A 20,239-nucleotide genomic window follows, 5' to 3' on the forward strand; every position below is an offset into this window, starting at 1 on the left:
TTCCGATTCCCCGTCGGAGGGGGTTTGTTCGCGCCTTTCGGCGTGATCACTACTTTAGCGGGATTCCTCGTCGGCGCATAATCGCGCCGCGGTCCTAATTTCGGCATGCCGAAATTGTTCCCGGTGAGGGGCCGTGCAGTAGTGGTGTGCCGCGAAGCGGCGGGATGGTTGTCCGGGGCCGATCGGCTCCGTGGCAACTCGAAGAACTTACACGATCCAGTGGGTGCGGCACGACTTGGGGGTACGTCCGCGGCGCTTCGAGCTCTCCCGGACCCGCTGGGTTGCCGGGCCACCTGGTCACTGAGGCGCCCAGGAGGCAGGCGTACGCCGGTGGTCTGTCCCGGGTCGGCACACTCGCAGGGGTAGGCCGCTTGTGAGGGGGAGCGTGATGGGCGCGTCCGCTCCCCTACGGCCGACCTGGTCTGACAGGGCACCCTCGACGATTACGTCTGGCGCGGGATGCGGCGAGACGAAGTGATCACCGGCCTCGGGGCGGCTCCTGATCGCCCGTCCATCTGGGCCTCCGTGCGCCGCAACCGGGCACCGGCACTCACCGAGATCGAGAGCATGGGCCGCGGGCAGGAGCTTCGACGTGGGCTCGGCAGCCGGGCGAGTGAGCGTCATGTCGCTCCGCTGGAAGCAGCGTCGAACGAGCCGTGAAGATGTTCCCGACCGGCCCTCACGAAGTCGAGGCGGAGCGGGCTCCTCACCCGCGCTCCTCACCCGCGGCTCAGCTGCGCGAAGCCGCGGGCGAGATACGGGGCCCCGCAGCTCAGCTCTGCTTCGCCGCCCGCTCCAAGATCACCACGCACTCCACGTGATGCGTCACCGGAAACAGATCGAACGCCCGCATCCGCCGCGGTGCGTACCCCGCCTCCGCGAAGTACTTCAGGTCGCGGGCCAGGGCCGCCGGGTCGCAGGCGACGTAGGCGATCCGGCGGGGGGTTAGGGAGGCGAGGTGGTGGACGGTCTGCTTGCCGGCGCCGGCGCGGGGTGGGTCGAGGACGACGAGGTCGACATCGGTGATGCCGGTGCGGGGGAGGACGGACTCGACCTTGCCGTGTTCGATGCGGACGCGGTCGAGGTCGGCGAGGTTGTGGCGGGCGTCCTCGACGGCGCGCTTGCCGGATTCGATGCCGAGGACCGCGCCCTTGTCGCCGACGCGTTCGGCGAGGGCTCCGGCGAACAGGCCGACGCCGCAGTACAGGTCGAGGGCCATATCGCCCTTCTTCGGCATCAGGCCCTGCATGACGGCCTCGACGAGGAGGTCGGCGGCCTTCGGATGGACCTGCCAGAAGCCGCCGTTGCCGACCCGCCAGGTGCGGCCGGCGGCGCGTTCGCGGACGAAGGGGCGGCCGTGGACGCGGTGCACGCCGCCGTCCTTCTCCCCCACCCGCATGACCGAGACCGGCTTGTCGAGTTCGACGATCGGGAGGCGGCCGCCGGGGCGCGGGGTGAGGATGACCTGGCGGTCGTGGGAGCCGGTGGCGGCGATCGCCTCGACGGTGGCGATCTGCGGCCAGTCGCGCTGCTCGACGCCGAGTTCCGAGACGCCGGGCGCGGCGATCATGCAGTGGGTGATCGGCTCGACGTCGTGGGAGCGGTGCTTGCGCAGGCCGACGTGTCCTTCGGCGTCGATGGCGTACTGGACGCGGGTGCGCCAGGCCGGCACCTCGCCCTTGGCGACCTTGTCGCCGGGGGCGGGCTCGACGGTGCCGTCCCAGCCGGCGTCCTCGGGAGAGAGTCCGGCCAGGCGCTGGAGCTGTTCGGCGATGACCGCGGACTTCAGGCGGCGCTGGGCGCCGGGCGCGGCGTGCTGCCAGTCGCAGCCGCCGCAGCGGCCGGGACCGGAGAACGGGCAGGGGGCCTCGACCCGGTCCTTGGACGCGGTCAGGATCTGCACGGCGTCCGCGCGCAGGAAGCGGGCGCCCTCCTCGCCGTCGGTGACGCGCGCGGTGACGCGCTCGCCGGGCAGGGCGTGGCGGACGAAGAGCACCTGGCCCTCGTCGGTGCGGGCGATGCAGTGCCCCCCGTGCGCGACCGGGCCGACCTCGACCTCGTACTCCTCGCCGACCAGCGACTTCTTGGGTTCTGCCTGCATGGCGGGAGGGCTCCTGAGGTGGGGTGGTGCCGGGCGGTACGGCGGGACGGGACGGCGGGACGCCAGCCGTCCATTCTACGTCCCGCCGTGTGATGGCCCGGACCCGTGGCGAGGTGCGCCGGCCCTGCGGGCCTGCGGCGTCCGCTACTTCTTCGTGGCCGCCTTCTCCTTCTTCGGCTGGGCGACCGGCCCGCGGCGCACCGCACCCGGAGCGTTCCACTCGGCGCGCTTGCGGGCCCGCAGCTTGGCGGCCTCGGAGGAGTCCAGCTGCCAGGGCACGGAGGTGACCATGACGCCGGGGGTGAACAGCAGGCGCCCCTTGAGGCGCAGCGCGGACTGGTTGTGCAGCAGGTGCTCGTACCAGTGGCCGACGACGTACTCGGGGATGTAGACGGAGACGGCGTCGCGGGGGCTCTCCCGGCGCAGCGACTTGACGTAGTCGATGATCGGCCGGGTGATCTCGCGGTACGGGGAGGCCAGGACCTTCAGCGGCACCTCGATGCCGCGGCGCTCCCACTCCTCCCGCAGGGCCCGGGTGTCGGCCTGGTCCACGTCCACGCTGACCGCTTCGAGCGTGTCGGTGCGCATCAGCTTGGCGTAGTTCAGGGCGCGCAGGGTGGGCTTGTGGACCTTGGAGACCAGCACGATGGAGTGGACCCGGGAGGGCCGTACGACGTCGTCGTCGGGGGTGTCCTCGGCGGCGATCTCGTCGGCGACCCGGTCGTAGTGGCGGCGGATCGCGGACATCGTCACGAAGAAGATGACCATGCCGAGGAGGGCCACCCAGGCGCCGTGGGTGAACTTGGTCAGCAGGACGACGACCAGGACCAGGCCGGTGAAGAAGGCGCCGAAGGCGTTGATGGCGCGCGAGCGGTGCATCCGGTGGCGCTTGGCCGGGTCCTTCTCGGTCAGCAGATGGCGGTTCCAGTGGCGGACCATGCCGGTCTGGCTGAGCGTGAAGGAGACGAAGACGCCCACGATGTAGAGCTGGATGAGCCGGGTGGAGTCGGCGCCGTAGAGGTAGACGAGTATCGCGGCGGCACCGGCCAGCAGCACGATGCCGTTGGAGAACGCCAGACGGTCGCCGCGGGTGTGCAGCTGGCGCGGCAGATAACGGTCCTGGGCCAGGATCGAGCCGAGCAGCGGGAAGCCGTTGTAGGCGGTGTTGGCGGCGAGGAAGAGGACCAGGGCGGTGGCGGCGGCGAGGACCACGAACAGGAAGCTGCCCTTGCCGAAGACCGCCTCGGCGACCTGCGAGATGACCGGGTTCTGGGTGTAGCCGGAGCCGAGCGGCGTGCCGTGGTCGAGCAGGTCCTTGGCGGGGTTCTCCGCCATCCGCACGTTGGTGGCCATGGCCAGGCCGATGATGCCGCAGAACATCGTGACGGCCAGGCCGCCCATCAGGGCGAGGGTGGTCGCGGCGTTCTTCGACTTCGGCTTGCGGAAGGCGGGCACGCCGTTGGAGATCGCCTCGACGCCGGTCAGCGCGGCGCAGCCGGAGGAGAAGGCCCGCAGCAGGAGGAAGATCAGCGCGAAGCCGGCCAGGCCGCCCTGTTCGGCGTGGATGGTGTAGTCGGCGGTGGGGGCCTTCATGGTGTCGCCCATGACCACGGCGCGGATCACGCCCCAGGCGATCATGATGAAGACGCCGGCGACGAAGACGTACGTCGGGATCGCGAAGAGCTTGCCGGACTCCTTGACGCCGCGCAGGTTCATCAGCGTCAGCAGGACGATGACGGCGACCGCGCAGAGCGTCTTGTGCTCGACGACGAACGGGATCGCGGAGCCCAGGTTCTCGATTCCGGAGGAGATCGAGACCGCGACGGTCAGCACATAGTCGACCAGCAGGGCGCTGGCGACGGTGAGACCGGCCTTGGGGCCGAGGTTGGTGGTGGCGACCTCGTAGTCACCACCGCCGCTCGGGTAGGCGTGCACGTTCTGCCGGTACGACGCGACGACGGTGAACATCAGCACCACGACCGCGACCGCGATCCAGGGGCTGAAGGTGTACGCAGAGACACCCGCGACGGACAGGACGAGCAGCACCTCGCCCGGCGCGTAGGCCACGGAGGAGAGCGGGTCGGAGGCGAAGACGGGGAGTGCGATGCGCTTGGGAAGCAGGGTCTCCCCCAGCTTGTCGCTGCGCAGTGCGCGCCCGATCAAGATCCGTTTGGGCACGTCGGTCAGTTTGGACACCCGAGGATGCTAAGGCTTCGTCAAGGCCCATGCCCACCCGCCACCCGCACGTGCGAGCGGCGCGGCGTGGGGCGGTTCACACCCGACCTGCTCGCGGGCCCGTCCCGGACGGCCGCCTCCACAAGATCCGCACGTCGTGCGCACGCCGCCCCCGCCGCGGGCCGGCCCCCGTGGCGTTCGTCACGTCGTCAGGCCGGGCGCGTCCCGGCACCGGCCGCCCGCGAGCGCCGGGAGTGCAGATCGCCCAGCCCCTGCCGGGTGGCGACCAGCAGCACCCGGTCCTGGGGCCGCAGCACATAGCCGTCACCCAGCTCGTGCACCAGGTGCGCCGGCCCCCGCTCCCCGCTCCCGCCGTCCGCGGGCGGGGTGGTGGCCGGTGCGTCCGGCTCGGCGTCGTCCGGCGCGGAGGTGTCGACCGCCAGCAGCCGCAGCCGCCCCGGCCGCAGCACCTCGGCGACCGTACGGCCCTCCAGCGCGGCATGGCCGCGTACCTCGACCCTGGCGACCAGCAGCACCCGGCGCTCGACCGGAATGGCCCCCAGGATCTGGCGCCCCATCATCGCGCCGGCGAAGGCGGGCGCGGCCAGGAAGGAGGTACTGCGGCTGCGGGTCCGCGCCCCGGGGTGCGCGGCGCGCAGGGTGCGGTAGACGGCGGTGGCGAACCGGTCGTCGAACAGCCGCAGCGTCACCCGCAGCTGCGGTGTGACCGAGCGGGCGTAGAGAGCGGCCTCCAGATTCGTGGTGTCCTCGCTGGTCAGCGCGAGCAGCGAGGCCGCCCGGCCGATCATCGCGGCCTCCAGGACACCCTCCTGGGTGACGTCCCCCAGGACGGTCGGCACCCGCAGCCGCCGGGCCAGCGCGATGCCCCGCGCCTCCGGGTCCCCCTCGATGCACACCACGGGGATGCCCATCTCGTGCAGCCGGGCCAGGACCCGGGTGCCGACCTTGCCCAGGCCCAGCAGCACCACATGCCCCGACAGGCCGCGCGGCGGCCGCCGCAGTGCCGAGGCGCTGCGGAAGGTGCCCAGCCCCTCGAACGCCGCAGCGACCAGCACCGGAAGCAGCAGCAGACCGGTCAGCCCGGACAGCAGCTGAAGGATCTTGCGGGGCAGCGGCGCGTCGACCGCCGGATCGTTGATCGCGAAGAGGTCCAGCAGCGTGAGATAGGCGGCGTGCACCGGGTTCTCGCCCACGGTCAGCCACGAGGCGACGGCCAGCGCCACCACCGCGCCGACGATGCCGGCCAGCGACCAGCGCAGCCGCCGGGAGAAGAGCGAGGCGACCGGCGCACCCCGGCCGCGCAGCCAGTGGCGGCGCACCGGCCGCCCCGTATAGGAGACGGTCTCCAGGACGACGGTGCCGCAGCCGGACGCGGCCCCCGCGGCGGCCTCGTCCGGCAGCAGGACGGGCCCCTCGTCGCCGGCCGCCGCACCCGGCACGCCCGCGGAGCCGTCGGCGACGGACGCGGGGTCGCCGGGGGACGCGGAGAGCAGCGCCAGGGTGCACAACCCGGGATCGCCGGGCCGGCCGGGAGGCGCCGGCGCACGCTCCACGGCCCGCAGCAGCAGCCCGTCCGCCTCGATGACCTTGCTGGTCCCGGCGACCGCGGTGGCCACCAGCGCCGGCGCCACGGTGTCGGCGTCCGACAGCACGGTCGTGGAGGCGTCGACCCCCACGTCCGCGCCGCCCGCCATGTCCCCGGCGGCCTGGGCGGCGACCGCCGCGGCCTGGTCGAGCAACTCCGCCAGGTGCTGACCGAGTTTGCGGTTGTAGAGCCGGATGACCAGCCGCAGCCGGGGATTGAGCCGGCGGGCGCGCAGCGCGGCGTGGATGTTGAGTTCGTCGTCGTCGTAGACCAGCGCCAGCGCCTCCGCCTCGACGATGCGCGCCGCGGTCAGCGCCGCATCGTCCGGCTGCGCCGACTCAAGCACCCGTAACGTCCCCGCCTCCGTCGTCGGCTCGCCGTCCCCGGCCTCCTCCGGCGGCAGCAGCGCCGTCCGCGACATCGCCGCCGACATCCGGCCGAGCAGCGCGGTCGCCCGGCCGAGCGCCCGGGCCGGCGGCGGGATCCGCGGCCGGTGGGTCTCGCGGGCGGAGGGGACGACCAGCGTCACCCGTTCGCCGTAGACGTCCCGGAGCTCGGCGGCGAGCCGGTGCGCGAGCGCATCGTCGCCGCAGACGACCATGTGCGGGGTGGCGGGGGCCTGTTGGGGCGGCAGAGGCAGGTTGGACACACCTCGTAGCGTGCCTTACGGGCGCGGCGCGGCGCAGCCCGGCGCGGCACACCGTCGCGGGAGGGGCCGGCCCGCTTCCGTCCGCGGCCCACCGCGCCCCCTACGAGGAGCGGCATTACGGCTACGGTTGTACCGGACCGTGGTGCGCCCGGCGCTCCCGTTGCCGTACCCGGTCCGTAACGCGAGCCGTGGCTTCGTGTCGCCGGTACTGGGAGAAGAAAGTAGTGAGCAGGGTGTTTGTGCAGGACAACGCGCTAGTACAGGGCACGGGGTAATCAGCATGCACATCGTCATCATGGGGTGCGGGCGCGTCGGCTCCGCGCTCGCGCAGACCCTGGAGAGCCAGGGTCACACCATCGCGGTGATCGACCAGGACCCGACCGCGTTCCGGCGCCTGGGCTCGGCCTTCGGCGGCCGCCGGGTCACCGGCGTCGGCTTCGACCAGGACACCCTGCGTGAGGCGGGCATCGAGGAGGCGGGCGCCTTCGCCGCCGTCTCCAGCGGCGACAACTCCAACATCATCGCCGCCCGGGTGGCCCGCGAGATGTTCGGTGTCGAGAACGTCGCGGCCCGTATCTACGACCCCCGCCGCGCCGAGGTCTACCAGCGCCTGGGCATCCCCACCGTCGCCACCGTCCGCTGGACGGCCGACCAGATGCTGCGCCGGCTGCTGCCGTCGGGCGCCGAGCCGCTGTGGCGCGACCCCAGCGGCGGCGTCCAGCTCGCCGAGGTGCACACCGCCGCCTCCTGGGTCGGGCACAAGATCAGCACCCTGCAGGAGGAGACCGGCGTCCGCGTGGCCTTCCTCACCCGGCTGGGCGAGGCGATGCTGCCGACCTCCCAGACGGTGCTGCAGGAGGGCGATCTGGTGCATGTGATGATGCGCAGCGACGAGGTCGAGAAGGTCGAGGCGGCATTCGCCACGGGTCCTGAGGGGGCGCACGCATGAGGGTCGCTATCGCAGGCGCCGGCGCGGTGGGCCGTTCCATCGCCGGTGAGCTCCTGGAGAACGGTCACGAGATCCTGCTGATCGACAAGGCGCCGACCGCCATCTCGGTCGAGCGGGTGCCGCTGGCGGAGTGGCTGCTGGCCGACGCCTGCGAGATCACCTCGCTCGACGAGGCGGCGCTGCAGCGCTGCAACGTCGTGATCGCCGCGACCGGCGACGACAAGGTCAACCTCGTCGTCTCGCTGCTCGCCAAGACCGAGTACGGCGTGCCCCGGGTGGTCGCCCGGGTGAACAACCCGAAGAACGAGTGGCTGTTCAACGAGGCCTGGGGCGTCGACGTCGCGGTCTCCACGCCGCGCCTGATGTCGGCCCTGGTCGAGGAGGCGGTGAGCGTCGGCGACCTCGTACGGCTGCTGCGCTTCAGCCACGGCGACGCCAACCTCGTCGAGCTGACGCTGCCCCCCGAGGCCGCGCTGGCCGGTACCCGCGTCGGCGATGTGGACTGGCCCGAGGACACCTCCCTGGTCACGATCATCCGCGGCACGCGGGTGCTCACGCCGAACAAGGAGGACGCGCTGGAGGCGGGCGACGAGCTGCTGTTCGTCGCGGCCCAGTCGCGTGAGGAGCAGCTGGAGGACCTGCTGTCGGTGCGGCGCGAAGAGGCGTAGCACCGCCCTTCGACGCGCCCGCAGCGCCGTCGTGCGACGCCAGGGGCCCGGGAACCATTGCGGTTCCCGGGCCCCTGGCGTTGCTCCTGTCACCGCCCCGGTGGCTGTACGCCCTGGCGGCTGTACGCCCTGGCGGCCGTGCGTCAGCGGCGGTGCCGCGGCGCCCCCGGCCGGCGCTCGGTGGCCGCTTCGGCCACCGCGTCCCCGTACAGGTCGTCGCCGACCCGGTCCAGGCTCTCGCGCTCGGCGCGACGCCGCTCCTCGGCCTCCTCCTCGGCCTTCTCCTTCGCCTCCATCTCGGCGAAGACATCGATCGGCGGCGGCGCCTTCGCCAGGAAGACCCAGGTCAGATAGACCGCGAGCAGGAACGGCGGGATCTTCAGCGCGATCAGCACCCAGCCGAGCTGAGTGGTGTCCGCCCACCAGTAGAGGGGGAAGAGGATCGCGCACTTGGCGAGCAGGATCAGACCCCAGGCCCAGCTGGCCTTGGCGTACGCCTTCTTCCGCCCCGGGTTGCGGGTGCGCCAGGAGAGGTTCTCCTTGAACACCGGGCCCAGGATCAGCCCGATCAGCGGGGCCCCGGCGAGCGTGGTGATGATGTACGCCAGGGCCAGCCCGAGGGTGTACAGCATGCCCGGCAGGTAGAAGTCCTTCGCGTTGCCGGTCATCATCGCGAAGACCACGCCGAAGGCCACCCCGAAGACACCGCTGAAGGCGTGCTTGACGGTGTCCCTACGGATCAGGCGGACGGCCGCCAGCACCAGCGAGACGGCCAGCGCGGCGATCGCCGAGACGTGCAGGTCCTTGTTGACCGTGAAGATCGCGACGAACAGCAGGCCGGGAAGAACGGTCTCCACCATGCCGCGGATGCCGCCGAACGCCTCGAACAGCGCCGCCTCGGTCACCTGTCTGCCGTCGGCCGCCCCGTCGGCGCCGGTCCGGGTCGGGGGTGGTGCGGAGGCGTCGTGAGAGCTGTCGGCATCCGCGTCAGTGGTCGGTCGGTCGTAAGACGTCACCGGCTACTCCTGTCCCAGCGGTCGGAGTTCGTACTTCGGGTTGAAGAGCACCCGGCGTCCGTGGCTCAGCGAGACCCGGCCCGAGGCGATGAGCTTGCGGCCCGGCTCTATCCCGACGATGGAGCGGCGTCCCAGCCACACCACGTCGAGGGCGGCGGAGCCGTCGAACAGCTCCGCCTCGAGCGCGGGCACACCGGCGCGCGGCCGCAGCGTGACATGCCGCAGGGTGCCGGTGACCTTGACTATCTGCCGGTCGTCGCAGTCGCAGATACGGGTGCACCCCGCGTCCTGCGCATCCTGCTGCAGCTCGGCGGACTGCAGCTCCTCCTCGGAGGAGGACAGCCTGTCGAGCAGCCGGCGAAAGCGACCGGCCGGCTTCTCGGGTCGGGTACCTGCACTCATGAAACCCAGCGTACCGGTGGCCGGGCCCCGGAATCACGGCCCGCACAGGGGCTGAGGTACACACGTCACGGGCCCGCCGCCCCGCACCGCGCGGGGAACTTCGTACTTTGTACGCAACCAGCCGGGGACACGCCCACCACCGCCCGTGGCCGAACTGCCCGACCACCGCCCGCGGCCGTACCGCCCGGACCCGCACGGGCCCTACTGCCCGACCACCGCCCGCGGCCTTACCCCCCGGACCCGCACGGGCCCTACTGCTCGAACCGGTAGCCCATCCCCGGCTCCGTGATGAAGTGCTTCGGGTGCGAAGGGTCGCCCTCCAGCTTGCGGCGGAGCTGGGCCATATAGACCCGCAGATAGTTGGTCTCGGTGCCGTACGACGGGCCCCAGACCTCCTGGAGCAGCTGCTTCTGGCTGACCAGCCGGCCGGCGTTGCGGACCAGGACCTCCAGCAGATGCCACTCGGTGGGGGTCAGCCGGACGTCCCGGCCACCGCGGTTGACCTTCTTGGCGGCGAGGTCGACGGTGAATCCCTCGGTCTCCACGATCACCTCGTCCTCGGCCGGCCCGGTCGGCTCGGCCCGGCGCACCGCCGCCCGCAGCCGGGCCAGCAGCTCGTCCATGCCGAACGGCTTGGTGACGTAGTCGTCCGCGCCCGCGTCCAGCGCCTCCACCTTCTCGTCGGAGGTCTGCCGCGCCGAGAGCACCAAAATCGGCACCCGCGTCCAGCCCCGCAGCCCCTTGATCACCTCGACGCCGTCCATGTCGGGCAGCCCGAGGTCGAGGACGATGACATCGGGGTGGCGGGCGGCGGCGAGCTTCAGGGCGGTCGCCCCGTCGGGGGCGGCGTCGACCTCGTACTTGCGCGCCTTCAGGTTGATCACGAGGGCGCGGACGATCTGCGGCTCGTCATCGACCACAAGCACCCGGTTCACTGGCGTTCTCCTCGTGGTGTCGTCGTCCCGCGGGCCGGACCCGCGGGGTGTGTGCTGAGTGTGGTCCGTACGGCCCGGCTCATCGCCGAGACCTCGCTTCGCCCGGCCTCGCGTTCGCCGGGCGCGCGCCTTTCGGTGGCTAGCCCGCTCCGCTCGCTCACGTCGTGGCCTGGGCGGGAAGGTCGGGCCTGACCGGCGGCCGGCCGGGCGCGGCCCGGAGGGTGAGGACCATCGTCATCCCGCCTCCGGGGGTGTCCTCGGCGGCGAGCGTGCCGCCCATCGCCTCCACGAAGCCGCGCGCCACGGCGAGGCCCAGGCCCACGCCCGCGCCGCGCGGGGCGTCTCCGTACCGCTGGAACGGCTCGAAGATCCGGCCCTTGGCGCTGTCGGGGACGCCCGGACCGCGGTCGACGATCCGCAGCTCCACCCGGTCGCCCAGCGCACTGGCCGCGACCAGCACCGCATCACCGTCCGGGCTGTACTTCACGGCGTTCTCGACGAGGTTGGCGACCGAACGTTCCAGCAGCCCCGGATCGACCGCCACGATCGGCAGCTCCTCGGGAATGTCGAGGGTGACGCTCCCCTCCGGCACGCCGCCCAGCGCCATCGGCACCACCTCGTCGAGATCGATCTCGCGGATCAGCGGCGTGACCGTGCCGGTCTGCAGCCGGGACATGTCCAGGAGGTTGCCCACCAGGTGGTCCAGCCGGTCCGCGCCGGCCTCGATACCGGCCAGCAGCTCCGCCTCGTCCTCCGGGGACCACGCCACGTCATCGGAGCGCAGGGAGGTCACGGAGGCCTTGATGCCGGCGAGCGGGGTCCGCAGGTCGTGGCTGACCGCGGCCAGCAGCGCCGTCCTGATGCGGTTGCCCTCGGCCAGCTCCCGGGCGCGCGCCGCCTCGCCCACCAGCCGCTGCCGGTCGAGTACGACGGCGGCCTGGGCGGCGAACGCGGCCAGCACCCGGCGGTCCTCAGCGGGCAGCACCCGGCCGGTCAGCGCCAGCGCCATGTGGTCGCCCACCGGCATGTCGACGTCGGCGTCCTCGGGGCGCAGCAGCGGCCTGCCGTTGTCGGCGTCGCCGGCCCGGCCCGCGCAGGTCCACGGGTCGACGTCGCTGGTGCGCTCCAGCAGCGCCACCGTCTCCATGCCGAAGGTCTCCCGCACCCGCTCCAGCAGGGCGTCCAGCGTCGTCTCGCCGCGCAGCACGCTGCCCGCCAGGAACGACAGGATCTCCGACTCGGCGCGCAGCCTGGCGGCCTGATGCGTACGGCGCGCGGCGAGGTCCACCACCGAGGCGACGGACACGGCCACCGCGAAGAAGACCACGATGGCGACGATGTTCTTGGGGTCGCTCACCGTGAGGGTGTGGGTGGGCGGCGTGAAGTAGAAGTTCAGCAGCAGCGAGCCGACGGCGGCCGACGCCAGCGCCGGCAGCCGCCCGCCCAGCAGCGCCGCCATGACCGTCAGGAACAGGAACAGCAGCACGTCGTTGGCCAGACCGGGACCGTTCTCGATGCCGGTGAGCAGCAGCGACAGCAGCACGGGACCGGCCACGCCGACGAGCCAGCCGGCGATGATCCGGGCCCGGCCCAGCCGCGCACCGCGCGCCACCGGCAGCCCCCGGCCCTTGGCGACCTCGTCGTGGGTGACGATGTGCACGTCGAGGTCGGGCCCGGAGTCACGGGCGACGGTCGCGCCCACCCCAGGCCCGAAGACGTACTGCCAGGCCTTGCGCCGGCTCGACCCGAGCACGATCTGGGTGGCGTTCACCCCGCGGGCGAACTCCAGCAGCGCGCTCGGTATGTCGTCCCCGATGACGTGGTGGAACGTCCCGCCCAGGTCCTCCACCAGGGTGCGCTGGACGGCGAGCTCCTTGGGCGAGGCCGAGGTCAGCCCGTCGCTGCGGGCGATGTAGACGGCGAGCACCTCGCTGCCCGACCCCTTGGCCGCCATCCGGGCCGCGCGGCGGATGAGCGTACGCCCCTCCGGACCGCCGGTCAGCCCGACGACGATGCGCTCACGCGCCTGCCAGGTGGAGCTGATGGAGTGCTCCGCCCGGTACTCCTGCAGATACTCGTCCACCCGGTCGGCGACCCACAGCAGCGCCAGCTCGCGCAACGCCGTGAGGTTGCCGGGCCGGAAGTAGTTGGAGAGCGCGGCGTCGACCTTGTCGGACTTGTAGATGTTGCCGTGCGCCATGCGCCGACGGATCGCCTGTGGCGACATGTCGACAAGCTCGATCTGATCTGCCCGCCGCACGACCTCGTCCGGCACGGTCTCGCGCTGCCGCACACCCGTTATCGACTCGACGACGTCCCCGAGCGACTCCAGATGCTGGATGTTCACCGTCGAGATCACCGTGATCCCGGCGTCCAGCAGCTCCTCGATGTCCTGCCAGCGCTTCTCGTTGCGCGAACCGGGGACATTGGTGTGCGCCAGCTCGTCGACCAGCGCCACGGCCGGCTTGCGTTCCAGTACCGCGTCCACGTCCATCTCGGTGAAGACCGCGTCGCGGTAGTCCAGCTCCCGGCGCTGGATCTGCTCGAGACCGTGCAGCATGACCTCGGTACGGGGCCTGCCGTGGTGCTCGACGAACCCCACGACGACGTCCGTGCCCCGCTCCACGCGCCGGTGCGCCTCGGAAAGCATCGCGTACGTCTTGCCGACGCCCGGTGCCGCGCCGAGATATATCCGTAGCTTGCCGCGTGCCATGGCCTCATTGTCTTACGTGAAGGCTGCCCCCACCGGGCTGTACCTGCTGCGACCCTACCGACCCCCCAAGGGGACAAAAGCCCCAGGTAACGACTTCCGGCCCGGTCTTGACGCGACTCTGATACGGGACGCCGCGCCCCCGGCAACGGCGGGCGTAGGGGCGGCGGACGACCTCTCCGCCGAAGCCGCCGCAAGGTGAGCGAGAGGCGGGTGAGAGGCAGGTGAGAGGCAGGTGAGCTGCGAAGACCACCCGTACGGGTAGCGGCACCCGGCGCCCTGGGGGATGGACGCCGCGCGGAGGGCGAGGTGCACGGCCGCCCGTACCGCGACGGTCGGCTGGTCGGGCGATTGGCCGACGGGTCGAGGGGCGAGGGCCGAAGGGGGCAAGAGGGTGAAGGGGCGAGGGGCGGGGGAGGCGAAAGGTCCAAGGGTCGACCAACTGGCCGATCCGGGCGGCGCACACGGCGTACGACCACCTGGCGGCTGGTTCGGCGGCACGGATCGTCCGGTCGGGCGGTCGGGCGGTCACCGGCCCCGTCAGCCGTCACCACTCACCGCTCACCACTCACCGCTCACCAGTCACCAGTCACCCGTCACCCGTCACCCGTCACCCGTCACCCGTCACCCGTCACCCGTGCATGACAGCGACCGAACCGTCGGGACACCAAGCCAACGCTCCTCTTTCTGACGCGCCGCTGATGGGGCGAGGAGGGATGAAGGGCGGTGGAGAGGGGTGGGCGGCCTGGACGGGGCGGCGAGGCAGGGCGGATGGGGATCGGGAGGATGGGAGGCAGGGTCGGGTGAAAAATGCCGTGGCCCGGACGCGTTCCGACTGCGACCATGCCCCACATGACCGAGGCACCTGCGAACGCGTCGACGACGCCCCCCATGACCGAAGTGCGTATCGCCCACACCTCGGACCTGGACACCGCCACCCTCAAGGCGGCCCGCACCCTCCTCTACGACGTCTTCGATGACATGACCACCGAAGACTGGGAGCACGCACTCGGCGGCCTGCACGCCCTGGTCCACGAGGACGGCGACCTGATCGGGCATGCGTCCGTGGTCCAGCGCCGCCTGCTGCACGGAGGCCGGGCGCTGCGCTGCGGATACGTGGAGGGCGTCGGCGTACGTGCGGACCGGCGCGGTCGTGGCCATGGGGCGGCGATGATGGCGGCTCTGGAGCGCGTCATCCGGAACGGCTACGACCTCGGAGCGCTCGGCGCCTCCGACGAGGCCGCCGACTTCTACGCCTCCCGCGGCTGGCAACTGTGGCGCGGCCGCTCATGGACCCTCACCCCGGACGGCCTCCAGCGCACCCCCGACGAGGACGGCTGCATCTACGTACTCCCCGCCGCGTCCACTCCTCTTGACCTCGACACCGACCTCACCTGCGACTGGCGCGACGGCGACGTCTGGTGACAGGTGATCTGAACGGACCGCCTGTCACACATCACCCTCAGCCCCACCGGGGGGGGCTCCCCCCTCCCTCCCCCTCCTCCCCTCCCCCAGTTCAGCCTTTACTCACTCCAGCTCACCTCACCCCACCCCACCTCACCTCAGCTCAGGTCAGCTCACCCCACCGCAGCTCAGCTCACCCGACCGCAGCTCAGCTCAACTCAGCTGGAGCCCACTGCAGCCGTTGCCCACGGCTGCGTTCCCTCCCTCGCTGCAGCCCGGCGAGGCGGAAGCAGCAAGCGGAAGCAGCAAGCGGAAGCAGCAAGGGGGATGCGCCCGCCCCCTCAGCCCTTGCCCTGCTCCGTGATCAAGCCGTCGTTCAACCCCAGGACGCGGTCGGCAAGACCGAGCAGGTTGGAGTCGTGGGTGGCGACCAGGGCCGTGACACCTTCGCTGCGGACCACGGCGCGCAGCAGTTCCATCACCTCCATGCCGGTCTCGGCGTCCAGTTGTCCGGTCGGCTCATCGGCTATGAGCAGGGCGGGGCGGTTGGCGAGTGCGCGGGCTATGGCAACGCGCTGCTGTTGACCACCGGAGAGTTCGCCGGGCCGCTGCTCGGCATGGTCGGCGAGGCCTACCAGGGACAGCAGCAGTGCGACACGCTCGTCGCGCTCCCGCGGTGGGACCTTGCGCAGCCTCAGCGGCACTCCGACGTTCTCGGCGGCGCTCAGTATCGGTATCAGCCCGAAGGACTGGAACACGAAGCCGATACGGTCGCGCCGCATCTCCAGCAACCCGCTCTCACCGAGTTCGGCGAGGGGCGTGCCGTCGACGGTGATCCGTCCCGAGTCCGGGGTGTCCAGACCGCCTATGAGGTTGAGAAGCGTCGTCTTGCCGGATCCTGAGCGGCCGCGCAGGGCGACCAGTTCACCGCGCGGCACGCTGCACGACACCCCGCGCAGGGCGTGCACGGCACCGGCGCCACTGCCGTAACTGCGGTGCAGGTCCTCGACGACGACCATCGCACCTGCCCCGTTTCCCCCGTCGTTCATCGCCCTTCCCCCACTGTCCTACTCCCCCCACTTCGCTCTCACTTCACCACGGCCCCCGCGACGACCGACCGCCGGCCACCGACAGATCACCAACCGCTAGGTGGCAACCACTCGCACCCAACTCCCTTCACTGGACGAGCCGTTGAGCGCTTCGATCACTGGAACCCCGCGTCGCCTGCCGATGGCGTCAGTATGCGTACCGCGCAGTTCGGCAGGCAACGCCTGTGGATAACTCTGGATCAGTCCCGGTCACTGCAGGCCACGTCTGCCTAGCTGGGGTTCTCCGCATGGGTCAGGGTTTCCCAGCCGACGAAGAGGTTGTTGGAGCCGGCCGGTCGCTGCTTCTCGGTCAGCTTCCTGGTGTTGGTCATCTCGTGGTGCAGCCGGTTGTGCAGTGCGTTGTAGCCGACCTCGGTGACGGGGCCCAAGCCGCGCTTGACGCTGCCGCCGCACAGCCATGACGGCGGAGCCGTACCCAGCTCATAGGTGGTCTGGAAGCCGAGTGCGTGGCGCAGGCGGTCGGCGACCTCCGGGTAGAGGTCGTTGCCTTGGAGGCGGCTGGTCTCGGCGATGTGCGAGATGGCCGACAGGCCGTATCCGGTGTGGGTGAAGTCGCGGCAGGTTTCCTGGGTGAGGCCGTCGACGAAGGTGGTCTGCCCCTGCCAGTACTTGATGATCTTGTCGCGGGTGTTCAGGCCGCTGCCCGGCGTGGTCTTGGGCAGTTCGCCGTCGGACTTCAGATAGATGTACGCGGGAACCCGGGCGCGGAAGGCGGCGATGGCCTTGTCGTAGGAGGCCTTGTCCTCGATGAAGACGGAGATGCCGACGGCGGCCTCCATCATGCTCAGCTCCCAGTTCCCGTTGCTGTTGGAGCCGTTGATGACCTCGGGGAGGTAGACGTCGCGCAGCATTCCGGCGAAGCGGTCGACGCGGCCCTTGGGCCAGCCGTCGTAGGTGTAGCGGATGATCTCGGCGGCGCGGGGCCAGGAGGAGCCGGCCCAGCCGGTCTGCAGCGGCGCGTTGCTGTTGGTGTGGTCCTTGATGGTGCCGGACCAGGCGTCCATGATCTGGATCGCCTTGTCCGCGTACCTGCTGTCACGGGTGATGTACCAGGCCAGCGAGAGGGTGTAGGCGGCGAGGGCGTCCTCGCGTTCGTCGGTGCAGCCGTGGTTGGGGTCGGAGTACGAGCCGCATTCGACGACGGCGCGGGGCTTGGGGGTGCGTGACAGCGAGGCGTATTTGCTCGCCGTCATCGCGTCGAATGCGCTCTTCCAGGGCTGGGAGCCGGAGTTGACCTTACTTCGGGTGAGGTCGAGCTGTGCGGTGCCGACGAGGACGCCGGGGTGGGTGAAGGCGGTTGGCGCCGCGGTGGACGGGGCGCCTATGAGGAGGCCTGCCGTCAGGGCGCCGAGCAGGACACCGGCGACGAGGGTGAGCTTTCTGCGCATGGGGGGTGTGCCTTCCTGTCGAGATGCTCGATGGACGGGAGCTGTTCTCGTACATGAACGACAAGCGTTGATGTGAACACCTGTGATGGCTGGCGAACGTAAGGGGAAGCCACAACGCCGTCAAGGCCTGGCGCCGGAGCCATACGGAATCAACCACCTTGTCCCAGCGGGCACTTCAGTTTTCGAAGAAGAAGACGACGAAGAGGAGGAGGAGGAGAAGGAAGAGGAAGAAGAAGAGGGAAGCAGGGAGGAAGGGAGACAGGCAAAGGGCGGCCCCGGGGAGTCCTCTCCCCGGGGCCGCCCCGTTCGCTCCAGGCTCTACCCCCGACCCTTCACCAGATCCTTCAGGGCGATGTTCAGCTCCAGGACGTTCACCCTCGGTTCGCCCATGAAGCCGAGGACGCGACCGTCGACGTGGTCCTTGACCAGCTGACGCACCGTGGCCGCGGGCAGGTGGTTCTCCTTGGCGACCCTGGCGGCCTGCAGTTCGGCGTACTCCGGGGAGATGTGCGGGTCGAGGCCGGAGCCGGAGGAGGTGACGGCATCCGCCGGGACCGTCGACTCGGCGACGCCGTACGTCTCCGAGACCCACTTCTTGCGCTCCTGCACCGCCTTGACGAGGTCGGTGTTGGTGGCGCCCTGGTTGGAGGCGCCGGAGACCTGCAGGTCGTACTGCGTGTTGACGCCGTTGGTCTTGTTGCTGCCCAGTCCCGCCGAGGGGCGCGGCTGGAAGAACCTCAGGTCCGGAATCGGGTTGCCTTCCTTGTCCTCGCCCTTGTCGTAGCGCTGGCCGAGCAGCGAGGAGCCGACGACCTTGCCGTGGGAGCTCACCTCGGATCCGTTGGCCTTGTCGTGGAAGGCGGCCTGCGCCACTCCGGTGACCAGCAGCGGGTAGACGACGCCGCAGACCACGGTCAGTACGAGCAGTGCTCGCAGCCCCGCGCCCAGCAACCGGGCGGTGTTGCGTACCGAGTTGTTCATGTCGGTCACCAGCTCCTAAATCAGTGCAGCCCGGGGATGAGGGAGATGAGCAGGTCGATGAGTTTGATGCCGATGAACGGGGCGATCAGCCCGCCGAGTCCGTAGACGGCCAGGTTGCGGCGCAGCATCTTGTCGGCGCTGACCGGGCGGTACTGCACGCCCTTGAGGGCGAGCGGTACCAGGGCGACGATGATCAGTGCGTTGAAGATGATGGCCGAGAGGATCGCGGAGTTGGGGCTGGACAGTCGCATGATGTTGAGGGTGTCCAGGCCCGGGTAAGCCACCGCGAACATCGCCGGGATGATCGCGAAGTACTTCGCGACGTCGTTGGCGATCGAGAAGGTCGTCAGCGCGCCCCGGGTGATCAGCAGCTGCTTGCCGATCTCGACGATCTCGATGAGCTTGGTCGGGTTGGAGTCCAGGTCCACCATGTTCCCGGCCTCCTTGGCGGCCGAGGTCCCGGTGTTCATGGCCACGCCGACGTCCGCCTGGGCCAGCGCGGGGGCGTCGTTGGTGCCGTCGCCGGTCATCGCGACCAGCTTGCCGCCGGCCTGTTCGCGCTTGATGAGCGCCATCTTGTCCTCGGGCGTGGCCTCGGCGAGGAAGTCGTCCACGCCCGCCTCGTCGGCGATGGCCTTGGCCGTCAGCGGGTTGTCACCCGTGATCATGACGGTCTTGATGCCCATCTTGCGCAGCTCGACGAAGCGTTCGCGCATGCCGTCCTTGACGACGTCCTTGAGGTGGATGACGCCCAGGACGCGCGGGCCGCGCTCGTCTTCGAGGGCGACCAGCAGCGGGGTGCCGCCGGCCTGGGAGATGGCGTCGGTGAGCTGCCGGGCGTCGGCGGCGACCTCGCCGCCGCGCTCCTGGACCCAGGTGATGACCGAACCCGACGCGCCCTTGCGGATCTTGCGGTGCTGGCCGTCCTCGGTGACGTCCACACCCGACATCCGGGTCTGGGCGGTGAACGGTACCCATTCGGCGCCGGTCAGCTCACCCTGTTGGCGCTCGCGCAGTCCGTACTTCTCCTTTGCGAGGACGACGATGGAGCGGCCCTCGGGGGTCTCGTCGGCCAGTGAGGAGAGTTGGGCAGCGTCGGCGACCTCGGCCTCCGTGGTGCCGCGTACGGGGACGAACTCGGCTGCCTGGCGGTTGCCGAGGGTGATGGTGCCGGTCTTGTCGAGCAACAATGTCGATACATCGCCAGCCGCTTCGACGGCGCGTCCGGACATGGCCAGCACGTTGCGTTGGACGAGCCGGTCCATGCCGGCGATGCCGATGGCCGAGAGCAGCGCGCCGATCGTCGTCGGGATCAGGCAGACCAGCAGCGCCAGCAGCACGATCATGGGCTGTTCGGCGCCTGCGTAGATCGCGAACGGCTGGAGGGTGACGACCGCCAGCAGGAAGACGATGGTGAGCGACGCGAGCAGGATGTTGAGTGCGATCTCGTTGGGGGTCTTCTGCCGTGCGGCGCCCTCGACGAGGTTGATCATCCGGTCGATGAAGGTCTCGCCGGGCTTCGTCGTGATCTTGATGACGATGCGGTCGGAGAGCACCTTCGTGCCGCCGGTGACGGCGGAGCGGTCACCGCCGGACTCGCGGATCACCGGCGCCGACTCACCGGTGATGGCCGATTCGTCGACCGACGCGACACCTTCGACGACATCGCCGTCACCGGGGATGATGTCGCCGGCCTCGCAGACGACGAGGTCGCCGATGCGCAGTTCGGTGCCGGGTACCTGTTCTTCGGTCGTGCCGCTCAGGCGACGCGCCACGGTGTCGGTCTTGGCCTTGCGCAGGGTGTCGGCCTGCGCCTTGCCGCGGCCCTCGGCGACCGCCTCCGCCAGGTTGGCGAAGACGACGGTCAGCCACAGCCAGGCGGCGATCGCCCAGCCGAACCAGTCCGAGGGCGACGTGAGGGCGAAGACCGTGGTCAGGACGGAGCCGACCTCGACCACGAACATCACCGGGGACTTGACCATCACCCGCGGGTCGAGCTTGCGTATCGCGTCCGGGAAAGATTTGACCAGCTGCTTGGGGTCGAAGAGACCGCCGCCCACGCGGCCGTCGCCGGGCTTGTGCCCGCTGGGGACGTCCTGGTGCGGAGCGCGAGTCGGAGTGGCGGTGGACATGGAGCCGGGCTCCT

Annotated in this window: 14 protein-coding genes; 3 read left to right on the forward strand and 11 right to left on the reverse strand. The window is 70.7% G+C overall.

What is annotated here, in order from left to right; genetic code table 11:
• Window positions 1-772: 772 nt before the first annotated feature.
• The 3 genes from AC0680_RS36630 to AC0680_RS36640 form a co-directional block, all read right to left on the reverse strand.
• Window positions 773-2,101, reverse strand: a complete 1,329-nt coding sequence (locus AC0680_RS36630) for a class I SAM-dependent RNA methyltransferase (RefSeq protein ID WP_478637359.1) — start codon at window positions 2,099-2,101, stop codon at window positions 773-775.
• 144 nt (window positions 2,102-2,245) lie between these two features.
• Window positions 2,246-4,297, reverse strand: a complete 2,052-nt coding sequence (locus AC0680_RS36635) for an APC family permease (protein ID WP_478637360.1) — start codon at window positions 4,295-4,297, stop codon at window positions 2,246-2,248.
• A gap of 188 nt (window positions 4,298-4,485) precedes the next feature.
• Window positions 4,486-6,483, reverse strand: a complete 1,998-nt coding sequence (locus AC0680_RS36640; RefSeq protein ID WP_478637377.1) for an NAD-binding protein — start codon at window positions 6,481-6,483, stop codon at window positions 4,486-4,488.
• Window positions 6,484-6,811: 328 nt separating this feature from the next.
• Here AC0680_RS36640 and AC0680_RS36645 point away from each other — a divergent pair, with 328 nt between their 5' ends.
• Both AC0680_RS36645 and AC0680_RS36650 read left to right on the forward strand, forming a co-directional pair.
• Complete coding sequence (locus AC0680_RS36645) at window positions 6,812-7,480, forward strand: potassium channel family protein (RefSeq protein WP_384440018.1); 669 nt, start codon at window positions 6,812-6,814, stop codon at window positions 7,478-7,480.
• Window positions 7,477-8,148: a potassium channel family protein gene (locus tag AC0680_RS36650; protein ID WP_238575713.1), complete on the forward strand. Its 672-nt coding sequence runs from the start codon at window positions 7,477-7,479 to the stop codon at window positions 8,146-8,148. The genes AC0680_RS36645 and AC0680_RS36650 overlap by 4 nt, the downstream gene beginning before the upstream one ends.
• A gap of 143 nt (window positions 8,149-8,291) precedes the next feature.
• Here AC0680_RS36650 and AC0680_RS36655 read toward each other — a convergent pair whose 3' ends face one another.
• The 4 genes from AC0680_RS36655 to AC0680_RS36670 all read right to left on the reverse strand — a co-directional run bounded on the left by AC0680_RS36655 (window position 8,292) and on the right by AC0680_RS36670 (window position 13,214).
• Window positions 8,292-9,164 carry a DUF3159 domain-containing protein gene (locus tag AC0680_RS36655; protein ID WP_478637361.1) on the reverse strand — a complete coding sequence of 291 codons (873 nt, stop codon included), beginning with the start codon at window positions 9,162-9,164 and terminating at the stop codon, window positions 8,292-8,294.
• A 3-nt stretch (window positions 9,165-9,167) separates the two neighbouring features.
• Window positions 9,168-9,566: an OB-fold nucleic acid binding domain-containing protein gene (locus AC0680_RS36660; RefSeq protein ID WP_351274426.1), complete on the reverse strand. Its 399-nt coding sequence runs from the start codon at window positions 9,564-9,566 to the stop codon at window positions 9,168-9,170.
• Between the two features lie 251 nt (window positions 9,567-9,817).
• Entirely contained in the window at window positions 9,818-10,501 is a 684-nt protein-coding gene (locus AC0680_RS36665) for a response regulator (protein WP_478637363.1), read from the reverse strand.
• Between the two features lie 157 nt (window positions 10,502-10,658).
• Window positions 10,659-13,214, reverse strand: coding sequence for a DUF4118 domain-containing protein (locus AC0680_RS36670; protein ID WP_478637364.1), 2,556 nt, complete (start codon window positions 13,212-13,214; stop codon window positions 10,659-10,661).
• A gap of 849 nt (window positions 13,215-14,063) precedes the next feature.
• Between AC0680_RS36670 and AC0680_RS36675 the strand changes: the two genes are divergently transcribed.
• Entirely contained in the window at window positions 14,064-14,636 is a 573-nt protein-coding gene (locus AC0680_RS36675) for a GNAT family N-acetyltransferase (protein WP_478637365.1), read from the forward strand.
• 320 nt (window positions 14,637-14,956) lie between these two features.
• Here the strand turns inward: AC0680_RS36675 and AC0680_RS36680 are convergent, their stop codons facing one another.
• The 4 genes from AC0680_RS36680 to kdpB form a co-directional block, all read right to left on the reverse strand.
• Window positions 14,957-15,664 (reverse strand): ABC transporter ATP-binding protein, encoded by a 708-nt coding sequence (locus tag AC0680_RS36680; protein WP_478637366.1) that lies wholly within the window; start codon window positions 15,662-15,664, stop codon window positions 14,957-14,959.
• Between the two features lie 269 nt (window positions 15,665-15,933).
• A complete protein-coding gene (locus AC0680_RS36685) occupies window positions 15,934-17,112 on the reverse strand; it encodes an alginate lyase family protein (protein ID WP_478637367.1) in 1,179 nt (392 codons plus the stop codon).
• Window positions 17,113-17,430: 318 nt separating this feature from the next.
• Complete coding sequence (kdpC, locus tag AC0680_RS36690) at window positions 17,431-18,093, reverse strand: potassium-transporting ATPase subunit KdpC (protein WP_478637368.1); 663 nt, start codon at window positions 18,091-18,093, stop codon at window positions 17,431-17,433.
• Between the two features lie 20 nt (window positions 18,094-18,113).
• Complete coding sequence (kdpB, locus tag AC0680_RS36695) at window positions 18,114-20,225, reverse strand: potassium-transporting ATPase subunit KdpB (protein ID WP_478637370.1); 2,112 nt, start codon at window positions 20,223-20,225, stop codon at window positions 18,114-18,116.
• Window positions 20,226-20,239 lie beyond the last annotated feature (14 nt).

The sequence above is a fragment of the Streptomyces sp. NPDC043738 genome (assembly GCF_056436545.1).

Bases quoted from the DNA above. Each gene is read 5' to 3' on its own strand.
- kdpB (WP_478637370.1), bottom strand. From the start codon at position 20,225: ATGTCCACCGCCACTCCGACTCGCGCTCCGCACCAGGACGTCCCCAGC.
- AC0680_RS36660 (WP_351274426.1), bottom strand. From the start codon at position 9,566: ATGAGTGCAGGTACCCGACCCGAGAAGCCGGCCGGTCGCTTTCGCCGG.
- AC0680_RS36640 (WP_478637377.1), bottom strand. From the start codon at position 6,483: ATGGTCGTCTGCGGCGACGATGCGCTCGCGCACCGGCTCGCCGCCGAG.
- AC0680_RS36675 (WP_478637365.1), top strand. From the start codon at position 14,064: ATGACCGAGGCACCTGCGAACGCGTCGACGACGCCCCCCATGACCGAA.
- AC0680_RS36670 (WP_478637364.1), bottom strand. From the start codon at position 13,214: ATGGCACGCGGCAAGCTACGGATATATCTCGGCGCGGCACCGGGCGTC.
- kdpC (WP_478637368.1), bottom strand. From the start codon at position 18,093: ATGAACAACTCGGTACGCAACACCGCCCGGTTGCTGGGCGCGGGGCTG.
- AC0680_RS36630 (WP_478637359.1), bottom strand. From the start codon at position 2,101: ATGCAGGCAGAACCCAAGAAGTCGCTGGTCGGCGAGGAGTACGAGGTC.
- AC0680_RS36680 (WP_478637366.1), bottom strand. From the start codon at position 15,664: ATGAACGACGGGGGAAACGGGGCAGGTGCGATGGTCGTCGTCGAGGAC.
- AC0680_RS36650 (WP_238575713.1), top strand. From the start codon at position 7,477: ATGAGGGTCGCTATCGCAGGCGCCGGCGCGGTGGGCCGTTCCATCGCC.
- AC0680_RS36645 (WP_384440018.1), top strand. From the start codon at position 6,812: ATGCACATCGTCATCATGGGGTGCGGGCGCGTCGGCTCCGCGCTCGCG.
- AC0680_RS36685 (WP_478637367.1), bottom strand. From the start codon at position 17,112: ATGCGCAGAAAGCTCACCCTCGTCGCCGGTGTCCTGCTCGGCGCCCTG.